This window comes from Maridesulfovibrio salinus, assembly GCF_055394525.1.
The window spans coordinates 742,276-760,627 of the sequence record NZ_AP042461.1 but is presented as its reverse complement, the minus strand read 5'-3'; the positions used below and the strand labels follow the sequence as shown (position 1 = coordinate 760,627).

Annotated in this window: 19 protein-coding genes; 9 read left to right on the top strand and 10 right to left on the bottom strand. The window is 49.0% G+C overall.

The genetic code is table 11. The features are described 5' to 3' along the window. Positions 1-111 precede the first annotated feature (111 nt). Both ACZ5PW_RS03445 and fliM read left to right on the top strand, forming a co-directional pair. The gene (locus ACZ5PW_RS03445) at positions 112-942 is read left to right on the top strand and encodes a M15 family metallopeptidase (RefSeq protein WP_464558013.1); all 831 of its coding nucleotides are present in this window, start codon (positions 112-114) and stop codon (positions 940-942) included. A gap of 154 nt (positions 943-1,096) precedes the next feature. After that, positions 1,097-2,077, top strand: coding sequence for a flagellar motor switch protein FliM (gene fliM / locus ACZ5PW_RS03440; protein ID WP_464558012.1), 981 nt, complete (start codon positions 1,097-1,099; stop codon positions 2,075-2,077). 211 nt (positions 2,078-2,288) lie between these two features. Here the strand turns inward: fliM and mnmM are convergent, their stop codons facing one another. Genes mnmM through ACZ5PW_RS03390 form a run of 10 tightly spaced genes read right to left on the bottom strand, consistent with a single transcriptional unit; the run spans position 2,289 to position 9,543 of the window. Beyond that, complete coding sequence (gene mnmM, locus ACZ5PW_RS03435; RefSeq protein ID WP_464558011.1) at positions 2,289-2,861, bottom strand: tRNA 5-(aminomethyl)-2-thiouridylate-methyltransferase MnmM; 573 nt, start codon at positions 2,859-2,861, stop codon at positions 2,289-2,291. Positions 2,862-2,867: 6 nt separating this feature from the next. Then, positions 2,868-3,614 (bottom strand): hypothetical protein, encoded by a 747-nt coding sequence (locus tag ACZ5PW_RS03430; RefSeq protein WP_464558010.1) that lies wholly within the window; start codon positions 3,612-3,614, stop codon positions 2,868-2,870. 8 nt (positions 3,615-3,622) lie between these two features. Continuing rightward, the gene (gene gspM, locus ACZ5PW_RS03425; RefSeq protein ID WP_464558009.1) at positions 3,623-4,123 is read right to left on the bottom strand and encodes a type II secretion system protein GspM; all 501 of its coding nucleotides are present in this window, start codon (positions 4,121-4,123) and stop codon (positions 3,623-3,625) included. Positions 4,124-4,157: 34 nt separating this feature from the next. Continuing rightward, a complete protein-coding gene (locus ACZ5PW_RS03420) occupies positions 4,158-5,276 on the bottom strand; it encodes a hypothetical protein (RefSeq protein WP_464558008.1) in 1,119 nt (372 codons plus the stop codon). Between the two features lie 59 nt (positions 5,277-5,335). After that, entirely contained in the window at positions 5,336-6,304 is a 969-nt protein-coding gene (locus ACZ5PW_RS03415) for a type II secretion system minor pseudopilin (RefSeq protein ID WP_464558007.1), read from the bottom strand. Beyond that, positions 6,291-6,875 carry a PulJ/GspJ family protein gene (locus ACZ5PW_RS03410; RefSeq protein ID WP_464558006.1) on the bottom strand — a complete coding sequence of 195 codons (585 nt, stop codon included), beginning with the start codon at positions 6,873-6,875 and terminating at the stop codon, positions 6,291-6,293. Before ACZ5PW_RS03410 ends, ACZ5PW_RS03415 begins: the two co-directional genes overlap by 14 nt. Further along, a complete protein-coding gene (locus ACZ5PW_RS03405) occupies positions 6,875-7,237 on the bottom strand; it encodes a type IV pilus modification PilV family protein (protein WP_464558005.1) in 363 nt (120 codons plus the stop codon). Before ACZ5PW_RS03405 ends, ACZ5PW_RS03410 begins: the two co-directional genes overlap by 1 nt. Before the next feature lies 1 nt (position 7,238). Continuing rightward, positions 7,239-7,667 carry a pilus assembly FimT family protein gene (locus tag ACZ5PW_RS03400; protein WP_464558004.1) on the bottom strand — a complete coding sequence of 143 codons (429 nt, stop codon included), beginning with the start codon at positions 7,665-7,667 and terminating at the stop codon, positions 7,239-7,241. 14 nt (positions 7,668-7,681) lie between these two features. After that, positions 7,682-8,143, bottom strand: coding sequence for a type II secretion system major pseudopilin GspG (gspG, locus tag ACZ5PW_RS03395; RefSeq protein WP_464558003.1), 462 nt, complete (start codon positions 8,141-8,143; stop codon positions 7,682-7,684). Positions 8,144-8,175: 32 nt separating this feature from the next. Then, on the bottom strand, positions 8,176-9,543 hold the full coding sequence (locus ACZ5PW_RS03390) for a WD40 repeat domain-containing protein (protein ID WP_464558002.1): 1,368 nt from the start codon (positions 9,541-9,543) through the stop codon (positions 8,176-8,178). A gap of 195 nt (positions 9,544-9,738) precedes the next feature. On the opposite strand from ACZ5PW_RS03390, the gene ACZ5PW_RS03385 reads away from it, so the two are divergent. The 7 genes from ACZ5PW_RS03385 (at position 9,739) to ACZ5PW_RS03355 (ending at position 18,291) form a co-directional block, all read left to right on the top strand. Then, the gene (locus tag ACZ5PW_RS03385) at positions 9,739-10,992 is read left to right on the top strand and encodes an ATP-binding protein (protein ID WP_464558001.1); all 1,254 of its coding nucleotides are present in this window, start codon (positions 9,739-9,741) and stop codon (positions 10,990-10,992) included. Further along, the gene (locus tag ACZ5PW_RS03380) at positions 10,992-11,900 is read left to right on the top strand and encodes a response regulator (RefSeq protein WP_464558000.1); all 909 of its coding nucleotides are present in this window, start codon (positions 10,992-10,994) and stop codon (positions 11,898-11,900) included. Before ACZ5PW_RS03385 ends, ACZ5PW_RS03380 begins: the two co-directional genes overlap by 1 nt. An 80-nt stretch (positions 11,901-11,980) precedes the next feature. Further along, positions 11,981-12,757 (top strand): PDZ domain-containing protein, encoded by a 777-nt coding sequence (locus ACZ5PW_RS03375; RefSeq protein WP_464557999.1) that lies wholly within the window; start codon positions 11,981-11,983, stop codon positions 12,755-12,757. 14 nt (positions 12,758-12,771) lie between these two features. Then, on the top strand, positions 12,772-13,983 hold the full coding sequence (locus tag ACZ5PW_RS03370) for a type II secretion system F family protein (RefSeq protein WP_464557998.1): 1,212 nt from the start codon (positions 12,772-12,774) through the stop codon (positions 13,981-13,983). Between the two features lie 7 nt (positions 13,984-13,990). Next, positions 13,991-14,989: a KpsF/GutQ family sugar-phosphate isomerase gene (locus ACZ5PW_RS03365; RefSeq protein WP_464557997.1), complete on the top strand. Its 999-nt coding sequence runs from the start codon at positions 13,991-13,993 to the stop codon at positions 14,987-14,989. Positions 14,990-15,121: 132 nt separating this feature from the next. Next, positions 15,122-17,080: an asparagine synthase (glutamine-hydrolyzing) gene (asnB, locus tag ACZ5PW_RS03360; protein ID WP_464557996.1), complete on the top strand. Its 1,959-nt coding sequence runs from the start codon at positions 15,122-15,124 to the stop codon at positions 17,078-17,080. A gap of 101 nt (positions 17,081-17,181) precedes the next feature. Beyond that, on the top strand, positions 17,182-18,291 hold the full coding sequence (locus ACZ5PW_RS03355; protein WP_464557995.1) for a glycosyltransferase family 4 protein: 1,110 nt from the start codon (positions 17,182-17,184) through the stop codon (positions 18,289-18,291). Positions 18,292-18,352: the final 61 nt, after the last annotated feature.

Here is an 18,352-nt window from a genome sequence, read left to right as displayed (position 1 = left end):
GCAGCCTCTTTTTTTTCGTAACCCCGGACAGCTTTTCAGGAGCGTTAATCTGTTATATTAATCCGGTAAGACTAAAATACAGTTTAAAATCAACCGGACCGGCAGTCATACATGAACAGAAGAAAATTCCTGAAAAACATCTGCAGTGCTGCAACCTCGTTTTATGTCTTCGGTATCACTGATTTAGCAAGCGCCCAGGGCAGTCTGCAGGACCTTGATGACAAAGAACTCAAGGACTACCTCCACATAATGGAGAACTTTGACACCCCCCAGTCCACCGATATTATTCTCGCCCCGGAAAAACTTGTCCTGCTTGATTCAACCCTTAACAGACTTCGCAGAGTCCAGCGCACCGTAGGTCATGGTAATTACTGCTCCATCAGCCTCGACTACGCCTTAAAAATAGCGAGCAATTATTCATCAGTAGGCAGCTTCACCAAGCCTGAAACTGATTTCATGGAGTACATTTTCAATTATGAAGCTTCGCTTTACGGGTTCTATGGAGAGAAACCGGTCAAGAAGCTGACTGCGACAATTTCAGATAAGGACCTTATCAAAATCCCCCGCACGGGAAACTATCTGTACCGGGGAGAGCCGCATAAAAAATACCTCAAAATAAAAAAAGAACTTGGACGGAATGTTTACCTTACATCAGGAGTCCGCAGCATAATGAAACAGTTCATCCTCTTTCTGTCCAAAGTGTCTGCGAACAAAGGCAACCTATCCCTCGCATCGCGCTCCCTGGCCCCTCCGGGATATTCCTTCCACGCCGTGGGGGACTTTGATGTCGGAGAAAGAGGACTCGGCGCGGCCAACTTCAGCTCCCGGTTTGCAGATACTTCTACCTGTGCCAGGCTGAGGGAACTCGGATACCTAAAGCTGCGCTACCCCAGAAACAATCTTCTGGGGGTACGTTTCGAGCCGTGGCACATCAAAGTATAACCTTAGAGTACACAGAAGGTTTTTCTAAAGTTTTTCTCCCTCTGGTACGATAGTATTTAATATGGAGAGGTTGCTCGTTTACTTTGCCGTAAAAAATAGCTAATTGTATTCTATTGGTATAACGCACGAACATTAACTGAACAGGTTTGTCAGCATGAGTAAAATTCTGCAACAGGATGAGGTTGATGCTCTGTTAAGGGGGCTTTCCGGCGGGGAAGTCGAAACAGAGCAGGACATACCGGACGATGACTCCGGCGTTGTCTCTTTTGACCTTGCCAACCAGGACCGCATCATCCGCGGCCGCATGCCTGTTCTTGAGATTGTTAACGACCGTTTTGCCCGCCTTGCCACCAACAATCTGGCCAACACCATGCGTAAAAGGGTTGATATCAACCCTATTTCCATCGACATGTCCAAATTCGGGGACTTCATGCGTTCGCTGCCGGTTCCGACCTCCCTTTCTATTTTCAAGATGGACCCTTTGAGGGGTAACGCAATCCTTGTTGTAGACTCCAGACTTGTTTTCGCGCTTGTGGAAAGTTTTTTCGGAGGGTCAGGTTCACAGCCCAAGGTTGAGGGACGAGATTTCACCCCCATTGAACAGGCCATTGTAGACCGGGTGGTAAAGATAGCTCTCGCAAACCTTGAGGACTCATGGCGTCCTGTTCATGAGGTACACCTTGAACTGGTCCGCTCCGAGGTTAACCCCCAGTTTGCCGCCATTGTTCCGCCTTCTGACGTTGTGGTTGTCATTACTTTCGAGGTGGAACTGGAGAACGCCATCGGCTCGCTTATTGTCTGTCTCCCATACTCAACCCTTGAGCCTATTCGCTCCAAGCTCCATGCATCATTCCAGTCCGAGCGCCTTGAAATTGACCATGTCTGGGTCAGCCGTTTCAAGGAAAGACTTCTTGAAACCCCGGTTGAACTGCTCGTACGGCTGGGCAAAACCAAGATAACCGGCCGCCAGCTCCTCAACCTCGAAGAAGGCGATCTGCTACTGCTGGATACAGACGAGGAAGACCTTCTTGAATGTGAAGTCGGTGGAGTGCTTAAATATCTTGGAAGCCCGGGTAGAGTGAAGGCTAACCGCGCTTTCCAGATCTCCAAGGCTATTGAACCCAAGATGAGCTAACTTCCTCCCCAAGGGGCATCCGGACTTTATAGATTTGCAAGCCCCTGCAAAAAAAAGATCAAGCCGATAAAAATATGGGCCTTAATCCCTCAGACCTATCATTTCAAGCTACGGCAGTGAGCATATAAATCTATTCCAAATTTTTATAAAAGAGAAGGCATCCCGAATAATTCAGGATGCCTTCTCTTATCGTAAATAATATATATTCAAATCAGAGTCTGGTCACAAAAATCATTCTGATAGGATGTCCGGGTTTATTGACCATTTCACTCTGGATAACCCTGTAAGAATGATAGTCCAGAGCTGAACAGAATTCCCGCACAGCCACATCCTCCTCTTCACCACCGGGATGCCCCGCGTAAATGGCAATACAGAGCATTCCACCCTTAGCCAGAATGGAAAGCGACGAATCAATGGCTTTGAGAGTTGTCTCGGACTGCGTGATCACACTTTTATCGCTGCCGGGCAGAAAGCCAAGATTGAACATCACCGCACTGACTTTACCGTGAAATTCTTCAGGGATGACCTCCAGCATGTTCTCGTGTCCAGTATGGAAAAGAGTCCAGTTTCTGGGAGCACATTCTTCATTCAATCTGGCTCTGGTCTGATGTACTGCATCCTCCTGAATATCAAAGCCGAAAACATGGCCGCTGTTCCCGGCCCGTCTGGCCAGAAAAACCGTATCATAGCCGTTGCCCACTGTGGCATCCACCGCGATACAGCCTGGTTCAAGCACGTCACTCAGAATGCTTTTAGCAAATGAAAGGATATTGTTAGCGATCATGTCAGATTAAAACCGTAAATATTTGGAAAGATTTCCTGATTTGCTGAACTGGCGTTCCGTGCTGCCGAAAGTGGCACTCCCGCTTATCTGATATGAGGACTGCGGAAGGTTGTTCCAATTAAGAGTCGCCGAGCCTTTTGCGTTTACCGGAATCGGCTGTCCGCAGCTGAACGAATTGAGCTGGAACTGGTTTCCCGCAAGCACTGCGTTAACATTAACGTCCTCGGCAATCAGCCCTCCGGGAATCTCAACCTGAGGGGAACGGACAACAAGACTTCCGGTGCGCGGAGGCTTATCCCATTCCGGGAAACCGACATCAGAAGTTATCCGGACAGTACCGCCCAATCCGTCCATACGCACTATTTTGCTCAGATCGACACCGCCGCTGAGAGTAAGAGATTTTGTCTGGAACAATCTGGCGGTAAGAGTCGGCCCGGTCTTAACACGGACCTCTACAAGAGGAGAAAAACCGACATCAAAGCCAAGCTGGGGAACTGTGATAACAATGCCTTTCTGGGTGGTAACATGAACATTTGTGACCTCGAAAGACAGAGGTCCGGCACTGACAAAGTCACCCCACTGTATTGTTGCCTTGGATATCTTTGAATCCGCCATCTTGAAAACCTGAGCCCAGACGACCTCCCAGGGCATAAACAGAAAAGCACCCAGCAACAGCCCGGCAAGGAAAAGAAAAAAGCGCCCGAGAACTTTCTTGAACGAAAAATTGAACGAAAATTTAGGAACGAATTTCATGAACCGGCCTACCTGCTGAGAATAATCTGCACATCGGCCAACTCAGGCGAGTCCAGTCTGTGGTTGATATTGAAATTTGTGACCTTCAAGCCGCCACGGACATTGAAGTCTCGCAGCATGGCTACAAGTTCAGGCAGATTTATTGATTCAAGAATGACCTGCACTCCCTGCGAGGAATTGATACCCGCTTGCAGCGGTCTCAGGGAACTCATTCTGCTGTCCAGCCCCAGATCTCGTATCACCTGCTGGGCTGCAGCCATGGGTTCGCGATCGAGAAATGCTCCTCGGGATGATTCCCCCGCCTTGAGCTCCTCCACCAGAGGAACGGTTTTGCTATACCTCTCTTTACTGGAAAGCACCACACGCATGGCCTTGGACTGAGACTCGTTCAGTCCAGACCAGACCATGAAAAGCATCAGAGCCCATCCGGCCACCAGAGCCGCAAAAAAGAGCTTCTGCTTTTCAGCAGGCCAGTCCTGCCAGATAAAAAATCTTTCCAGTTCCATCATGCCACCCGAATAGGTTCAAAAAATATGCTCATAATTATCGATTATATTCAGCCCTCAGACTGATGCTGATTCCATCCTCAACGTTATTCGCCTGTTCAAGGACAAAACGGAACTGCGAACTTGCGGAGAGTTTCTCCATCATGGAGTCAACCTCTTCATAACTGGCCAGCTTGCCTCGGATATTCCCTGATTCCGGACCGAGATTGATACCTTCAATCTGAATACCGATCGGGGCACTTTCACTCAGAACCGCAATAAGCCCGAGCACATCAACACCGCCGGCCTGATTCCCGCCGCTTTTTAGCTGGTCCAGTTTATAAAGAATCTTACCATAAGGGTCCGAACCGGGATTAGGCCCGAGGGCACTTACATACAGTTCCTTAAGCTTGCCGCGCCACTGCTCAGCCTGCTCCTGACTCTGCTGCCAGCGATGATACTGCCCTGCGATAAAAAGCAGACCTATGAATGTAACCATGACTGCGGCAGCAATGTACGGCTTGAAATCTATGGAAAACGTCTTATCGGAAACGGATTTTCTGCCGGTGGTCAGGTTAAGCCTGGCCCAGCGCACCTTCTTTTCTGCAAGGATAGAACAAGCCTTCGGCAAATCAATATATTCAGGCTCACCGTCCAGCCCCAACCGTTCAAATCGATTGCGAAATTCCTCGGAAGAACCGCGAAAATAGGTCAGATCATCCCCAGAAGCCAATATGCGCATGCCGCCCTGCCCGTTCCAGCTCCAAACAGACAGACCTTCAGCAACAGCAGCTCTCCAACAGACAGTGAAAGAAGTTGTAAGAACTGTAGCCTGCGCAAGAACTTCTCTGTGCCGTTCAAGAAACTGATCAAGAAGATCATGTGAAGTATATCCTATTACGGCGTTTCCTGATGGACGCAGCACATTGAACCCTCCTTCCGGCATTGGGAAAGAGTAGTTCATCTGCATCATAGTGGCGGATTTCGCATGCCGGGGCTTGATGGCCCCTTTGGGCTTGAAGAAAAAAAACAAAGGATCAGGCAACAGCGCAACCACGGGATTCCTGTTCTTTTCAGGCGGCCCCTGCGATTCAGATAGGTTCTGCCCGTCAAACACCATCCAGTGATGATCGTTACCCTTAAAGGTAAGTATATGTATTGTTTTCTTTGCGGCCATTTATGGCTCTTTCCTATACCTGCAAGCAGGATTTTTGTCTATTTATCCGCCTAACGCACCTACGAATCCCGTTCAGGCCGATCATCTCCTTCGAATGTAACGGAAATATCATTCTGAAAGAGGAGTGTAGGCTGCTCGGTTTCAAAAGTGCTGGGCCTTGAAATTATATATCTCTTCTCAACACGGCATCCGCCTCTCTGAGCAACTACCAGAACCTCAAAATCATCAGATCGTACAGTAAGATGCTCCATCATATCCTTGTAGAGCTGTGAGTCGGCCTGTATCCCGACCACGGAAAGCACCTGGCTCAAATCAGTAAAACCTCTGGTCCTGCGCCAATGAAGAATCTGATCAACCTTTTTGCCCAGCTTTGGAAAATATGCAAGCAGGGTTTCCCGTGATGCAAAATTAATATTGATCTTGCCGTCTTCCCCCCAGACAGTAAAAGTTTCATTGATCCATGAACGGTCCATGTCCTGCCATCCGTTAACAAGAAGAACTTCTTCCGGGCTTTTCAGCTCACTCCCCGAAGGACCGTAGGATGGATATTGGGAAGCATAAAAAAAGGTATCAAACTTCCTGAGATTCTTGTTCATCTTTTTACCGGTCCATATTCCGAGGCTGCCCACAAGTCTTTTTACATCCGCTCCGGCAGGCAGTACTCTCTGCATTATGCCAAGAATTCTGTCCAGCTCCCTCGTCCGGGCAAGCGCGTTGAGATTGATTTTGGAGTTGCAGGGGAAAATACTCATTACCCCGCCCTCGAACTCCATTTCACCGGCCCACTTTTCTGTGGAGGTATCTGAAAAGGGCGTGCGGTCATCCCGCAAAACATCGTAAGCCAGAAAAAGAGCTTCTTCAGCCAGAAAATGGGCTTCATACTCACTGCGCACCCTAGAGGCTTCCACTGCTCCTCTGGAACTCACTTCGATGGTCATCAGAGTAAGCCCGGACAGGGCCATGAACAGCACCAGAACAATTACCAGTACCACTCCTCTTGAGTTCTCTGCCCCGTTACTGGTTGGCATAGGGAATCCTCTCAACCAGAAGAAGTCTCTGGCCGTCCTCAAAAGTAAGCTGCAGACGGAGAGCCTTTATCACCGAAACTCCCTGCAATGGACGGTTCATAAACTGCGGAGATGCAATCCAGGCTCCTTTCTGCCCGTCCAGCAGTTCAAGCCGCCATGAGTTCAGCCCTCTGAGAAGCATGAAGGACGAACCATAGTTCATCTTATCATTTTCTTCATGACGCCGGATCATGTTTCCGGAAAAATCCCATTTGGCCTCAACCTGAACAGCACCGTCTATGAGAAAATTATTATTGGTGGGAATCGCAAAACCGTAATCCTCAACAGACAGGCTTTTCCCGGCCACAATATTCTGCATGTCGCGATGAAGAATCCTGCGCAGAGTGAACATTCTTGAAGAAAGTCCCGCACTGGAACGGACAACCTCATTATTGGTCACAGACTGCCCCAGAACCATAGCCACCATACTCATGAGCAGCCCGGAAAGTACGAGTCCTATCAGAACTTCAATAAGGGAGAAGCCCTTTTGCGCTTCCTTCCGGGGAAAAAATATCTTGGAAACTTCGGGCATCAAAGCTCCCTTCCCTTGTGAGAAACCCTGTAAACAATCCAGTCCAGAGTGTATTCCCCACTGCTGGTCTGCAAAGTATAAAACCCGAATCCTTTGGAAGATACGGTTTCAAGCCCCACACGGAACTGGCCCTGAGGGGGGCCCGGCCATGGAATCCATCCGGATGAGACCACGTTCAGGCCATCAGGATATTTCTGTGAAAGGATATCCTGCGAAAGATTGAGAACTTCCCAGGAATCCTTTGAAGACTGGGCCATAAGCGCACTCTGGCGCTGTACCCCGAGAAAACTCAAGGAGAGGGTGGCGGCAATGGTAAGCGCGACAATTATCTCGATCAGGGAAAAGCCGTTTTTCCTCGACATATCACATTTCTCCGAAACGGACCGACAAAGGATCAAGTATCAGTGCCATACCGTTGGACAGGACCAGTCGCACCTCATCACTGAAACCTTCAGGATATATAGTAAAATCAACCCCTTCACCGCCTATGGGTTCTTCATTGAAGTGTCCGCTGGTGACAGTGTCCGGCAACTCCGTTTCTTCACCGTTCCAGGAAACCAGCCCTTTTTCAAAATTTATGAAAACAAGCTGCCGGGTGTCTGTTTCAACTGCTTTGGTCCGGGCTTCATAAATCAGGGCATTGACCAGACTGACCTTGTCTTCCTCGTTGTTGCCCGCAAGATCAAGATTGGGCATGAGCGTAAACCAGCCCATGCCCACTATGAAAAGCACAATCAGAAGTTCGATAAAGGTCAGCCCCCCGGAACGGGAGCGGACATCCTGATCAGACATTGCAGTGACCTGACCTATTCCCAGCTCTTGATGTCAGCGTCGTAATCTTCGCCACCTTCCATGCCGTCGGCACCAAGGGAAATCAACTCGTAAGGACGGTCGTCTTCACCCGGGCTTCTGTAAATGTACTCATAACCCCAGGGATCAACGGGAGCGGTTGTGGAATCAAGATAGCCGCCTTTACGGTAGTTGCGGGGAACCGGACGACTCTGCGGCTTGGTGATCAGAGCCTGCAGCCCCTGTTCTGTGGTGGGGTATCTGCCGGTATCAAGCTTGTAAAGCTTGAGGGCAGAATCAAGGGCTTTCATATCCATCTTGCATTTGGTGACCCTTGCTTCATTCGGTCTGTCCATGATTTTGGGGACCAGCATGGAAGCCAGCAGACCGAGGATGACAATAACAATCATAAGTTCAATAAGACTGAAGCCGCGCTGTCCATCTTTGCGGTCGGCCACACGTATCTTTCTTTTCTGCATATTTTCCTCTGCTAAAACTGATGTATTCATAGTCAGTCCCTGATATCAACTTGCCCGTTATCAATGGGAGTCCACTTCAGGGGAGCCTGTAAGGAAATCCCGTTACGTCGCGGAAGCATACCCCGGGATTTGAAGTAGTCGTCGGGACGAGCAACTTTTTTCCACCAAAGAAAGTATCCTTTACTCGGTATATACCGACAATACAACCTTTGAAATTCTCTCTGGGCAACAGGTTCAGCCAGTGAGAAAGCACGCCCTCTGAATGAAAAATCATAATCCCTTTCGAGTGTTACTCTTTTCCAGTCGGCCAGATCAGGCTCGGCCTTAAGGGGTGTTCCTGTTTCTTCGGAATAAAACCTGACCTCGCCGTCCACATCCCTGACCCTTATAATCCGCGCGGAGGCGGATCTATCCACCTGCAGCTCAACAGGTTTGAAAAACACTTTACGGGTAAGCCTCGTCCTCGGAGACAGGTAGGACAGGACTCCGTTCCTGAGTCTGAAACCGCTGCTGTCCTTGTGGTATGAAGAACGGACTTTGCGTCCCACATCCCAACGGAACCTCTCGCCTTTTTCAGTAACTATATTAAGATTTGGCCCATCAACGTCAACACTGCTGAAAGGGCCACCTTTTATCTTGAATTCAAAGATGCGGGTCAGCTTCAAAGGACTCCACATATTCAGCTGCCCGGTAACATCCACAGCCATGAGAATTCCCTCACCGTCTGAAAAGGAAAGGGAAAGAGGCTTGTGCAAAAAACGGTGAATCTGAACCATCTTACCTTCCGGAGGTCCAACGAAAAGTCTTCTTGCCTCATCCACGAGCGCAACCCAGCTGCCCTTGGGAGACACCGCAAAAATATCCACGGTGCTGTTCACACTGATTCCCCGGATTCTGGCACACTGGCTGATATTGAAAACCTCAACCATGCTGTTATCTCCGGAAGAAGCGGCCAGAATATTCGACCCCGGAAACCACGAGATCTCATTAACCGGTCCGGATTCTGTCTGCACCGCACCGCACCCGGCTCCACCGTAAATATTAATTATCCCGTTCCGAAAGCCGGATGCCAGAACATCCCCTTCCTGAACGTAAGCGGTAACCCTTTCGGAAAGATTGACCAGTTCATTGCCTTCACTGAGCTGAACATAATAGTTTTCGGTCATTCCTTCCGGTGGACGGTTGTAGATACTGTCAAGCGGAGAATACTGGCGGGACGCCTGATAGCTTACAAGCTCGGCCAGAGTGGCAGGCCTTTTGCCAGCAAGCTGGGTTACATCAATACTCTCATCCGAAATCATGGAGGGTTCATCATATTCAGGGGAGACGCTCTTACCGCCACATCCTGAAACAGTGAAAACCATAAAGGCCAGAATTAAAGTCACATATTTTATATTCATAAACACCGGAAAACGTTTTATGTTTAATCTGTAGAAAGCAACACAGTTGAGATATGCCCTGATTCCTGCATATATTAGAAATTTGTTAAAGCAGTGGAGTCAAATGTCAAGTCCGATAATCACCAAGCTTGCCCATCTTTGATGTTTACGGCAAAAGAAGCCCACAGGTTTTAAAAACTTTTAAGCGGATACTTCATGAGCAGACATAATCCCCCGAAAGAAGAATCCGGCTCGGAACTGCCGGTCTGGAAAAAAATGTTATCCCAGTTGGAAGGCAGCCGATGGAGACTGCCGCTGCTGGCCATATTTTACGTTCTTGCCTACGTACTTTTCGACCTAGCGGTAGACAGTTTCGTACGCCAGTATATATTCTGTATCGTGCTTGTTGTTTCCAGCCTCTACTTTTCCTGGAGAATCGGCGGGCGGGAAACAATGACCTATGTCGGCTTCTTCAACATCTTTTTTGCATTTATATTTTCCAGACTGCTTTACATGACCGGTAGTTTTTCCTCAAAACTTCTGCTCAGCCGCTCCTTCATGACTCTGTATGTGGTGGCAATCGTCTTCATGTTCATCATGACCAAGCGCAAGTCTCCTGCAGATGAAGAGAAAAAAACCAGAGAAAAATCAATCCGCGAAGAAAGACAGCGCAGGCGGCAATTGGAGCTCATGGTTGCCACGGAAAAGCTTACTGACGACATGATAGTCAAGGCCAATATGGTTAAAGATGAACTGATGGTCCTCCAAAATTCGTGGAAATCCCAGATACACACCATCATCAACGACCTTCCGAAAGTTAAGGAAAGAGAGCTCTATGAACAGATTGTCACCCCGTTCGAGGAAAGTATAATAGACCACCTGCGCGGTCTTGAAAACAGGCTTTCATTCAAACCTCAACTGGTCGAGCTTGACGAAATCGGGCGTGAACTTACTGATAAGCTGGAACACGACAAAACTCATTTCAAAAACCGTCTTGACGCAGGCTTCGACTTCAGCGGCTGGATCGGCCGATCAGAAGAGATACTAATAGACCGCCATAAGACATGGGAAATTATTCTGAATCTGGTAAGAAACAGCCAGACGGCAATGGAACTGCACCAGATCGAACTTCTCCGGCAGGGCCCTGAGGCTTTCAGGAACTTCAAACCCCGGCTGAGCATAACCGGAGATGTAATTGACAATTATGCCCGTCTTACAGTCACCGACACAGGCGGCGGAGTAGCCGAAGACAGCCTGCCCTACCTTTTCAGAAGGGCAGTTCCTTCCGCCAAAAGACAGGGAAAGGAAATGGGACAGGGAACTGTTTTCGTAAAATTTTTTGGTGACAACATGGGCTTTGACATTTCGGCACACAACACCGAGAATCTGGGATCAAAAGGCCTCGAGGTCCGAATTCTAATCCCCCTGGGCACATTCGGTCCCGCAGGGGCTATTTCAGCAGGAGATTAATGATGACCCCGCAGCAGGAACAATACTTTTTCGTACTCGCAGATGACGACCCCAGGCTTCATGAATATACCGTTTCCATTCTTAAAGAGGGCGGCATTCTTGAAAAACACGAATCATTTTACGACCCGGTTTCATTTCTGGCTTTTCTCAAGGAATCCGAAGAAGAGCCGGACGTAATTCTGCTCGATGTCCACTTTGAGGGATCAGGGCTAAGCGGTGTTGATATACTTCCTTATATCCGTGAAGAGTATCCCTACCTGCCTGTTATCCTGCTGACCGGAATGGACGCGGAAGCGACAGATGAAGCCCAGTCAGACGTTTTTACCTACTTCATCCCCAAGCCGGTGACAGAAGACCACCTGTTGCGCATGCTTCATTTCTACCTCGGTAAAAGCAAAAAGACCGCTGAACAGGTCAACAAGCTGATGACCGAGATGGAAGACGTCAAAGGATACCACCAGCTTCTGGAAGAAGAGGTGGAACAGCTGCAGGATGAGCAGCGCAGGCTTGAAGAACAGTCCCGGGTAAGTAAGACTGACGGTAAAGGATTTGAAAAAGTAACCGAGATACTTGAATCAATGCTTACCAAAAGTGAAGCCATGCCCAGCTTCATTGCCGATCTTGAAAAAGTTTATTCGACCCAGTTCAAACTTTTCAAGAAGGTAATAGAAACCCTTATCCGCTTTGACGTTCAGGACTCCGGAACCCCCGGAATGAACATCCATAAGGTTAAGGGCACACAGAACGTTTTCAGTGCACGACTTTCAAGAAAAGTGCGCCTGTTTTATTACAGCTCAGCTAAGTCCGTACGAAAAAGGTTATTAAGATTAGATATTTACCATGACACTAAGGGTATGGACAAGTGGATTAAAAACAACTACCATTCTTACGCTGAAATAGAGGAGTAGGCTCAGTGCCTTTTCCGTTTTAAACAGAATGATTTGTCTTCCCTCGATAAACGGGAAGTTTTTTAGGATATACTATAGATATGGAGCTTAAAGCGACTAAATTTCCGGCCTGGGTTTGGCCTTTGGCCTTTGGACTGGGTGCGGCCTATCTTATCTCTTCCTTCATACCGTTGCCCAAACCCACTGCGCCCATTCTCGGTGAATCTTTCACCACCGATGCGGTTGATAAAATCTCCCGGGATTCCAAAATAGTTCTTGATAAGAATGTTCTTGCCCTGGACAACCCTGCTGAAATCCAGAAGAAGGCAACCGTCACTCCAAGCACATGGCAGCTTGTCGGTATATTTACCGGAGAAGTGGATATGGCTGTCTTCAGAATCAAAGGTGAGACCGTTATCCTTCGTGAGGGAGATGAACAGGAAGGATGGAAGCTTGAAGAGGTCAAACCGCAATACGTGATCTGGAAGTTCGGCAGGGATGAAAAGAAAATTGCCATGTGGGATCAGGTTCAGTCCTTGAATCTGGTACGCGGCAAGACCAACAAAATCATAGTTGAAAGGGCTCAGGCCAATCAAGTGCTTGAAGACCCCAACGCATTTCTCAAACAGGCTCTGTTCAAACCCAACAGCAAAAACGGCAAGACTCAGGGTTTTCGCGTAACAAACATCCGTTCCAATTCACTGCTGAAAAAAATGGGGCTTGAAAACGGTGATGTTCTGATGCGTGTAAACGGAGAAATGATAACCGGACCTACCAAACTGCTGCAGGTCTACGGGTCGCTTGCCGGAGCATCCGCTATCTATGTCGATATCGAGCGTAAAGGCCAGATGTTGTCTCTGGTTGTCGAACTGAAATAGGAACACAGTCTGTAATGCCCACTTACCAGTACCGCGCGGTTACCGCAGAAGGAAAAAAGAAAAAAGGCTATGTGGAGGCCTCTTCACAATCAAGAGCCTTTGCCACTCTGCAATCAAAAGGATTGATGCCCCTTCGCCTTGAGCAGGTCAAATCAGGGCAGAAAAAAGAAAAAACATCCGAGTCCTTTGCGTCCTCCATTTCAATGGGCGGCAAAATAAGACTCGGGGAATCCTTTTACTATCTCGGGATCCTGCTGCAAAGCGGAACCGCCCTCGCCCAGTCGCTGGATATGATGGCCCGCATGACCGGAGGCCGTGCCAGCCGCACCTGGATTGAAGTGCGTGATTCCGTTCAGTCCGGCGAAAGCTTTTCATCCTGTCTGGCAAAATATCCAAAAATTTTTCCGCAGGTCTATGTGGGTATGGTTCAAGTGGCTGAGTCTGTCGGCAAGCTCGGCGATGTTCTTGAAAACATAGCCAAGTATGAAGAAGAGCGGGCGGAAGTAAGCGGCCGTCTGATGACCGCCATGGTTTATCCAGTTGTTATCCTGCTCATCGGTATGGGAGCGGTGTATTTTCTTCTTTCCGAAGTTCTCCCCAAAATCACCGGCATTTTCAAGGCTGCCAAAGGAGAGTTGCCCACCTCCACCAAAATTGTGGTCGCATTAGGCAACACTCTGGAAAGCATGGGCCCCATGGCCCTGCTCATTCCGTTATGTATCATTCTGGCGTTGGTCAGTGCCTACAAATCAGTGCCCAAGTTCAGGGAAAAAGTTGATGAACTTTTCTGGAAAGTTCCGCTGGTGCAGAAAAGCACCCTTGCACGTTTTTCAGGTATACTCGGATTCCAGATCAATGCGGGTATTCCCCTTGTTCAGGGAATGGAAAGCTCCGCAAATGCAGTCAACTCCACATTTTTCAAAAAGAAAATAGCAGAAGCAAGAGAAGAGGTTGCAACAGGACGCTCCCTCAGCGCAGTTCTGGCCGAACAGAAAATATACCCCGACATCTACATTCTGACCCTTACTGCCGGACAGAAGTCCGGCGAACTGGGTAAATTTCTGCAACGCATGGGAACCATCTTCGAACGTGATGTGGACAACTTCATGAAACGGGTTGTCGCACTGGCCGAGCCCATGCTGCTGCTTTTCATCGGTATGCTCATAGCTTTCATTGTCGTGGCGATCATGGGACCGATCTTCGACCTCACTACTCTCGTAAAATAGGAAACAAATGACAGAGAAACAACTCTCAGATTTCATAAAAAGGGGGCGTGAAGTCCTCAAAATAGAAGAAAAAGGTCTGGCCGCAATCCGTGAGAATCTCGACCTTAATTTTGCAAGAGCAGTGGAAATCCTGGCCGGCTGCAAAGGGCGCGCGGTAATCACCGGGCTCGGTAAATCAGGTCTGGTAGGCCGCAAAATTGCCGCCACCATGTCCTCCACCGGAACACCGTCCTTTTTTCTGCATCCGGTAGAGGGAGCGCACGGGGACCTCGGTATGGTCCGGCCCGAAGACGTGGTCATAGCTATCTCCAACAGCGGTGAAACAGATGAACTGAACTCGTTGCTGCCTGCCATACGTTCATTCGGGACCAGCATTATTTCCATCACCTCAGAGACAGGGTCCACCATGGGACGACTCTCCGATGTGGTGATCAGAACCAAAGTGCCGTGTGAAGCCTGCTCTCACGGTCTGGCCCCCACAGCGTCAACGACAGCGGCTCTTGCGGTCGGCGACGCTTTAGCGGTCTGCCTGATGGACCATAAAGCCTTTGACAGCGTTGATTTCAAAAAATTTCATCCCGGCGGATCACTTGGACGCCGTCTCAACCTGTGCATCAGCGAACTCATGCATACGGACAACATCCCATCCGCTCCGGAAGACGCTCCGCTTTCCGAAGCATTGGGAGCCCTTGATAAAGGAGGTCTTGGACTGGTTGCCCTGACCAATGGGGACAAGCTTTCCGGAGTCATCACCGATGGGGATGTTCGCAGAATGGTATGCTCCGGCAAATTCAATATGGAAATTTCAGCAAGTAAGGTGATGGTTGAGAACCCTCTGCGCATAACGCCTGAAATGTCTGCCGCACAGGCACTGGACATCATGGAATCCAAAGAGATCACGGTTTTGCCCGTAGTCAGCGATGAAGGAGTGGTCACGGGGATGATTCACCTGCACGACCTTCTGGGTAAAGGACGACTTAAATTTGCTGACAATGCCCGGGGCTGAATGATCTTACCCATTGAAGCCCAGCTTCGCAGAACGAAACCTGCTGTAATATTTTTACGGGGTATTCTGGAAAAGTAACCTTTTGCACATGTTTACCTTTCTGCCCGAAAAGCCGTGGAGGCTCTGCATAAAATGTGTGGAATTGCCGGATATATTGATTTCTCCCGCTCCTCAAGCAAAGAGCAGCTTGAGCGTACTGCCTGCAGAATGGGTGATGCCCAGAACATGCGCGGCCCTGATGGTTCGGGACAGTGGAGCGATCCAGAAAGCGGCATAGCCCTTGACCATCGCCGTCTGGCCATTATCGACCTGACCGTTGAGGGTGTGCAGCCTATGCACAGCAGGTCCGGCCGTTATGTGACCGTCTACAATGGCGAAATCTACAACTACCGCGACTTGAGGGAAGAACTGGAAAAAACAGAATCCTTCGCGGGCTGGCGCGGTCATTCCGATACCGAAGTCATGCTTGAAGCGGTCGAGCAATGGGGCTTTGAAAAGGCACTTGAACGTTTCAATGGGATGTTCGCCATCGCCATCTGGGACCGGGAGGAACGCTGCCTATATCTGGCCCGAGACCGCATGGGAGAAAAACCCCTCTACTACGCGCGGCAGGCTGATACTTTCATTTTCGGCTCGGAACTCAAAGCCCTGATGCAGCATCCTTCCATGCAAAAAGAAATCGACAGGGACTCACTCTCCGCCTATCTGCGCTACAATTACATTCCGGCTCCCAAAACCATTTTCAAAAACGTATACTGCCTTCTGCCCGGGACATGGACCTGTATTCAGGCTGACGGGGAAATTATGGTTCCCCGCAATTACTGGTCCCTGCTTGACTGTGCCAGACTTGCGGGAGACAGGATTTTCACCGCACCGGATGATACGATAATAGAAACCCTTGAAGACCTGCTGCTCAAGGTTGTTGAAAGGGAAATGATTTCCGATGTCCCTCTGGGCGCATTTCTGTCAGGTGGAATTGATTCGTCACTTATCGTCGCTCTGATGCAGCAGTGTGCTCTCGCCCCGGTAAAAACTTTCACCATCGGATTTGATGACGAGGCTTACAACGAAGCCGAAGACGCCAAGCGGGTCGCCGAGCATATCGGGACCGAGCACACGGAACTGTATGTTTCCCCCAGTGATGCTCTGGATATTATACCACAGATCCCGCATATCTGGGACCAGCCCTTTGCAGATGCTTCACAGATCCCAACCCACCTTGTCTCACGGATGACCCGTGAACATGTTACCGTTGCTCTTTCCGGGGATGGCGGGGATGAACTGTTCGCAGGGTATAACCGCCATTTCAAGGGCTGTTCCATCTGGAACAGGCTCAAATCCATTCCTGTTCCGCTTCGCAGATTTGCCGCACAGGCGATTTCACGCATTTCGCCGGAAAGCTGGAACAAGGTTTTCAAAATGTACGGACCTGTCCTGCCCGCCTCCATGCAGATGCGTCTGCCCGGACAGAAAATACACAAGCTTGCCGATGTCATGGCCGCTTCTTCTGCCGTGGAATATTACCGGGACCTGACTTCGTGCTGGCTCAACCCGGATGAGGTTGTCATCGGGGCAGATGAGTTCAGAAGCACACACCTGAATCCGGAGATGCAACCAGACCAGAATAATCTCACGTCGTGGATGCAATTCATGGATGCGGCAACCTATCTGCCCGATGATATCTTGACCAAGGTGGACCGGGCAGCCATGGGGATAAGCCTCGAAACACGCGCGCCTTTTCTGGATCATGAAATTGTGGAATTTTCCCAGCGGTTGCCCATGCACCTGCGACTGCAAAACGGAAAATCCAAATACGCACTGCGGAAAATTTTATATAAATACGTCCCACAGGAATACATTGAACGTCCCAAAATGGGCTTTGGAATACCTATCGATAACTGGCTTCGTGGTCCCTTAAAAGAATGGGCGGAAGAACTGCTTTCTGTTAAACGTCTGGACAGTGACGGCTACTTTGAAAGCAGTCACATCCGTCTTGCTTGGAACGAACACATGGGCGGCGAGAAAGACAACCATTACAAGATATGGAACATATTGGTTTTCCAGTCCTGGTGTGATCACTGGAAAATTTAATTCAATGCTCCTGACCAGCAAGAAAACTGTAAAAGATCTGCTCTAGGAGTCCGTAAATTGCAGTTTGACAGATTCACCCCGGATACCGGAGACACATATAAATGAAAATTGCGGTTATTGGTGGCTACGGCCCTTCTCTCATAAATTTTCGCGGCCCGATGCTCCGGTCAATGAAACAAGCCGGACATGATGTTTACGGGATCGCACCGCTGGATTCTCCGGATGTGCCGGACAAACTCAAAGAGATGGGCATAGAATACATTGAAGCTCCCATTAAGCGAACGGGAATGAATCCTTTCCGGGACCTGATCACAATTATTAGTCTGATCAGAATCCTGTGGAAGATCAAACCTGATGCTGTGCTATCCTACACAATCAAGCCGGTTATTTACGGTTCCATCGCCGCTAAGCTTGCGGGGGTTCGAAATATTTATTCCATGATCACAGGACTCGGGTATGCTTTCGGCCGGACTTCGGGGAAGAGAGGACTCCTGTTCAAGCTGGTCAAAGCCATGTACAGGGCCGGACTGTATTTCAACAAAGGAATCATGTTCCAGAACCCGGATGACCGAGAACTGTTCGCTGATCTGAGCTTATTCAGTAGTGACAAGAAAACCGTGGTGACCAATGGTTCCGGTGTCGACATGGAGTATTTTTCGTTTACCCCTGTGAAGAAAGGAACTCCGGTCTTCCTGTGCGTATCGCGCCTGCTCAAGGAAAAAGGAGTGCGAGAATTCGCTGAAGCCTCCATCCATTTGAAAAAAAAATATCCGGAAGCAGAATTTCGCCTTGTAGGGCCTCAGGATCACGGGCCTGATTCTATAAATGAAAAAGTAATTGCCCAATGGCAGAAAAAAGGGCTTGAATACGTTGGGCCTGTTGAGGATGTCCGTCAGGAACTCAAGAACTGCACGGCTTATGTCTTGCCGTCATACCGTGAGGGAACCCCGCGCTCAGTGCTTGAAGCCATGGCAACAGGCAGACCGATAATCACTACGGACGCTGTTGGTTGCAGGGAAACTGTGATCGGGGGGCTGAACGGTTATACCGTCCCGGTAAAAGATGTGGATGCCCTTGCGGAAGCGATGGAACTTTTCATAATCCAGCCCTCACTGGCCGGACCTATGGGAGAAAGTTCCCGTGACTATGCGGCTGAAAAATATGATGTTAACAAGGTTAACAAGACCATTTTGAATTTTATGGAACTTTAAAAACTCCATCATAAATCACCAGTTACGAGGTTCAAGCTACAGCTGGGATTGTAGTTAAACT

What these genes read in the sequence shown, in the direction of transcription:
- ACZ5PW_RS03445 (WP_464558013.1), top strand. Translation starts at nt 112, where the DNA reads ATGAACAGAAGAAAATTCCTGAAAAACATCTGCAGTGCTGCAACCTCG.
- fliM (WP_464558012.1), top strand. Translation starts at nt 1,097, where the DNA reads ATGAGTAAAATTCTGCAACAGGATGAGGTTGATGCTCTGTTAAGGGGG.
- mnmM (WP_464558011.1), bottom strand. Translation starts at nt 2,861, where the DNA reads ATGATCGCTAACAATATCCTTTCATTTGCTAAAAGCATTCTGAGTGAC.
- ACZ5PW_RS03430 (WP_464558010.1), bottom strand. Translation starts at nt 3,614, where the DNA reads ATGAAATTCGTTCCTAAATTTTCGTTCAATTTTTCGTTCAAGAAAGTT.
- gspM (WP_464558009.1), bottom strand. Translation starts at nt 4,123, where the DNA reads ATGATGGAACTGGAAAGATTTTTTATCTGGCAGGACTGGCCTGCTGAA.
- ACZ5PW_RS03420 (WP_464558008.1), bottom strand. Translation starts at nt 5,276, where the DNA reads ATGGCCGCAAAGAAAACAATACATATACTTACCTTTAAGGGTAACGAT.
- ACZ5PW_RS03415 (WP_464558007.1), bottom strand. Translation starts at nt 6,304, where the DNA reads ATGCCAACCAGTAACGGGGCAGAGAACTCAAGAGGAGTGGTACTGGTA.
- ACZ5PW_RS03410 (WP_464558006.1), bottom strand. Translation starts at nt 6,875, where the DNA reads ATGCCCGAAGTTTCCAAGATATTTTTTCCCCGGAAGGAAGCGCAAAAG.
- ACZ5PW_RS03405 (WP_464558005.1), bottom strand. Translation starts at nt 7,237, where the DNA reads ATGTCGAGGAAAAACGGCTTTTCCCTGATCGAGATAATTGTCGCGCTT.
- ACZ5PW_RS03400 (WP_464558004.1), bottom strand. Translation starts at nt 7,667, where the DNA reads ATGTCTGATCAGGATGTCCGCTCCCGTTCCGGGGGGCTGACCTTTATC.
- gspG (WP_464558003.1), bottom strand. Translation starts at nt 8,143, where the DNA reads ATGCAGAAAAGAAAGATACGTGTGGCCGACCGCAAAGATGGACAGCGC.
- ACZ5PW_RS03390 (WP_464558002.1), bottom strand. Translation starts at nt 9,543, where the DNA reads ATGAATATAAAATATGTGACTTTAATTCTGGCCTTTATGGTTTTCACT.
- ACZ5PW_RS03385 (WP_464558001.1), top strand. Translation starts at nt 9,739, where the DNA reads ATGAGCAGACATAATCCCCCGAAAGAAGAATCCGGCTCGGAACTGCCG.
- ACZ5PW_RS03380 (WP_464558000.1), top strand. Translation starts at nt 10,992, where the DNA reads ATGATGACCCCGCAGCAGGAACAATACTTTTTCGTACTCGCAGATGAC.
- ACZ5PW_RS03375 (WP_464557999.1), top strand. Translation starts at nt 11,981, where the DNA reads ATGGAGCTTAAAGCGACTAAATTTCCGGCCTGGGTTTGGCCTTTGGCC.
- ACZ5PW_RS03370 (WP_464557998.1), top strand. Translation starts at nt 12,772, where the DNA reads ATGCCCACTTACCAGTACCGCGCGGTTACCGCAGAAGGAAAAAAGAAA.
- ACZ5PW_RS03365 (WP_464557997.1), top strand. Translation starts at nt 13,991, where the DNA reads ATGACAGAGAAACAACTCTCAGATTTCATAAAAAGGGGGCGTGAAGTC.
- asnB (WP_464557996.1), top strand. Translation starts at nt 15,122, where the DNA reads ATGTGTGGAATTGCCGGATATATTGATTTCTCCCGCTCCTCAAGCAAA.
- ACZ5PW_RS03355 (WP_464557995.1), top strand. Translation starts at nt 17,182, where the DNA reads ATGAAAATTGCGGTTATTGGTGGCTACGGCCCTTCTCTCATAAATTTT.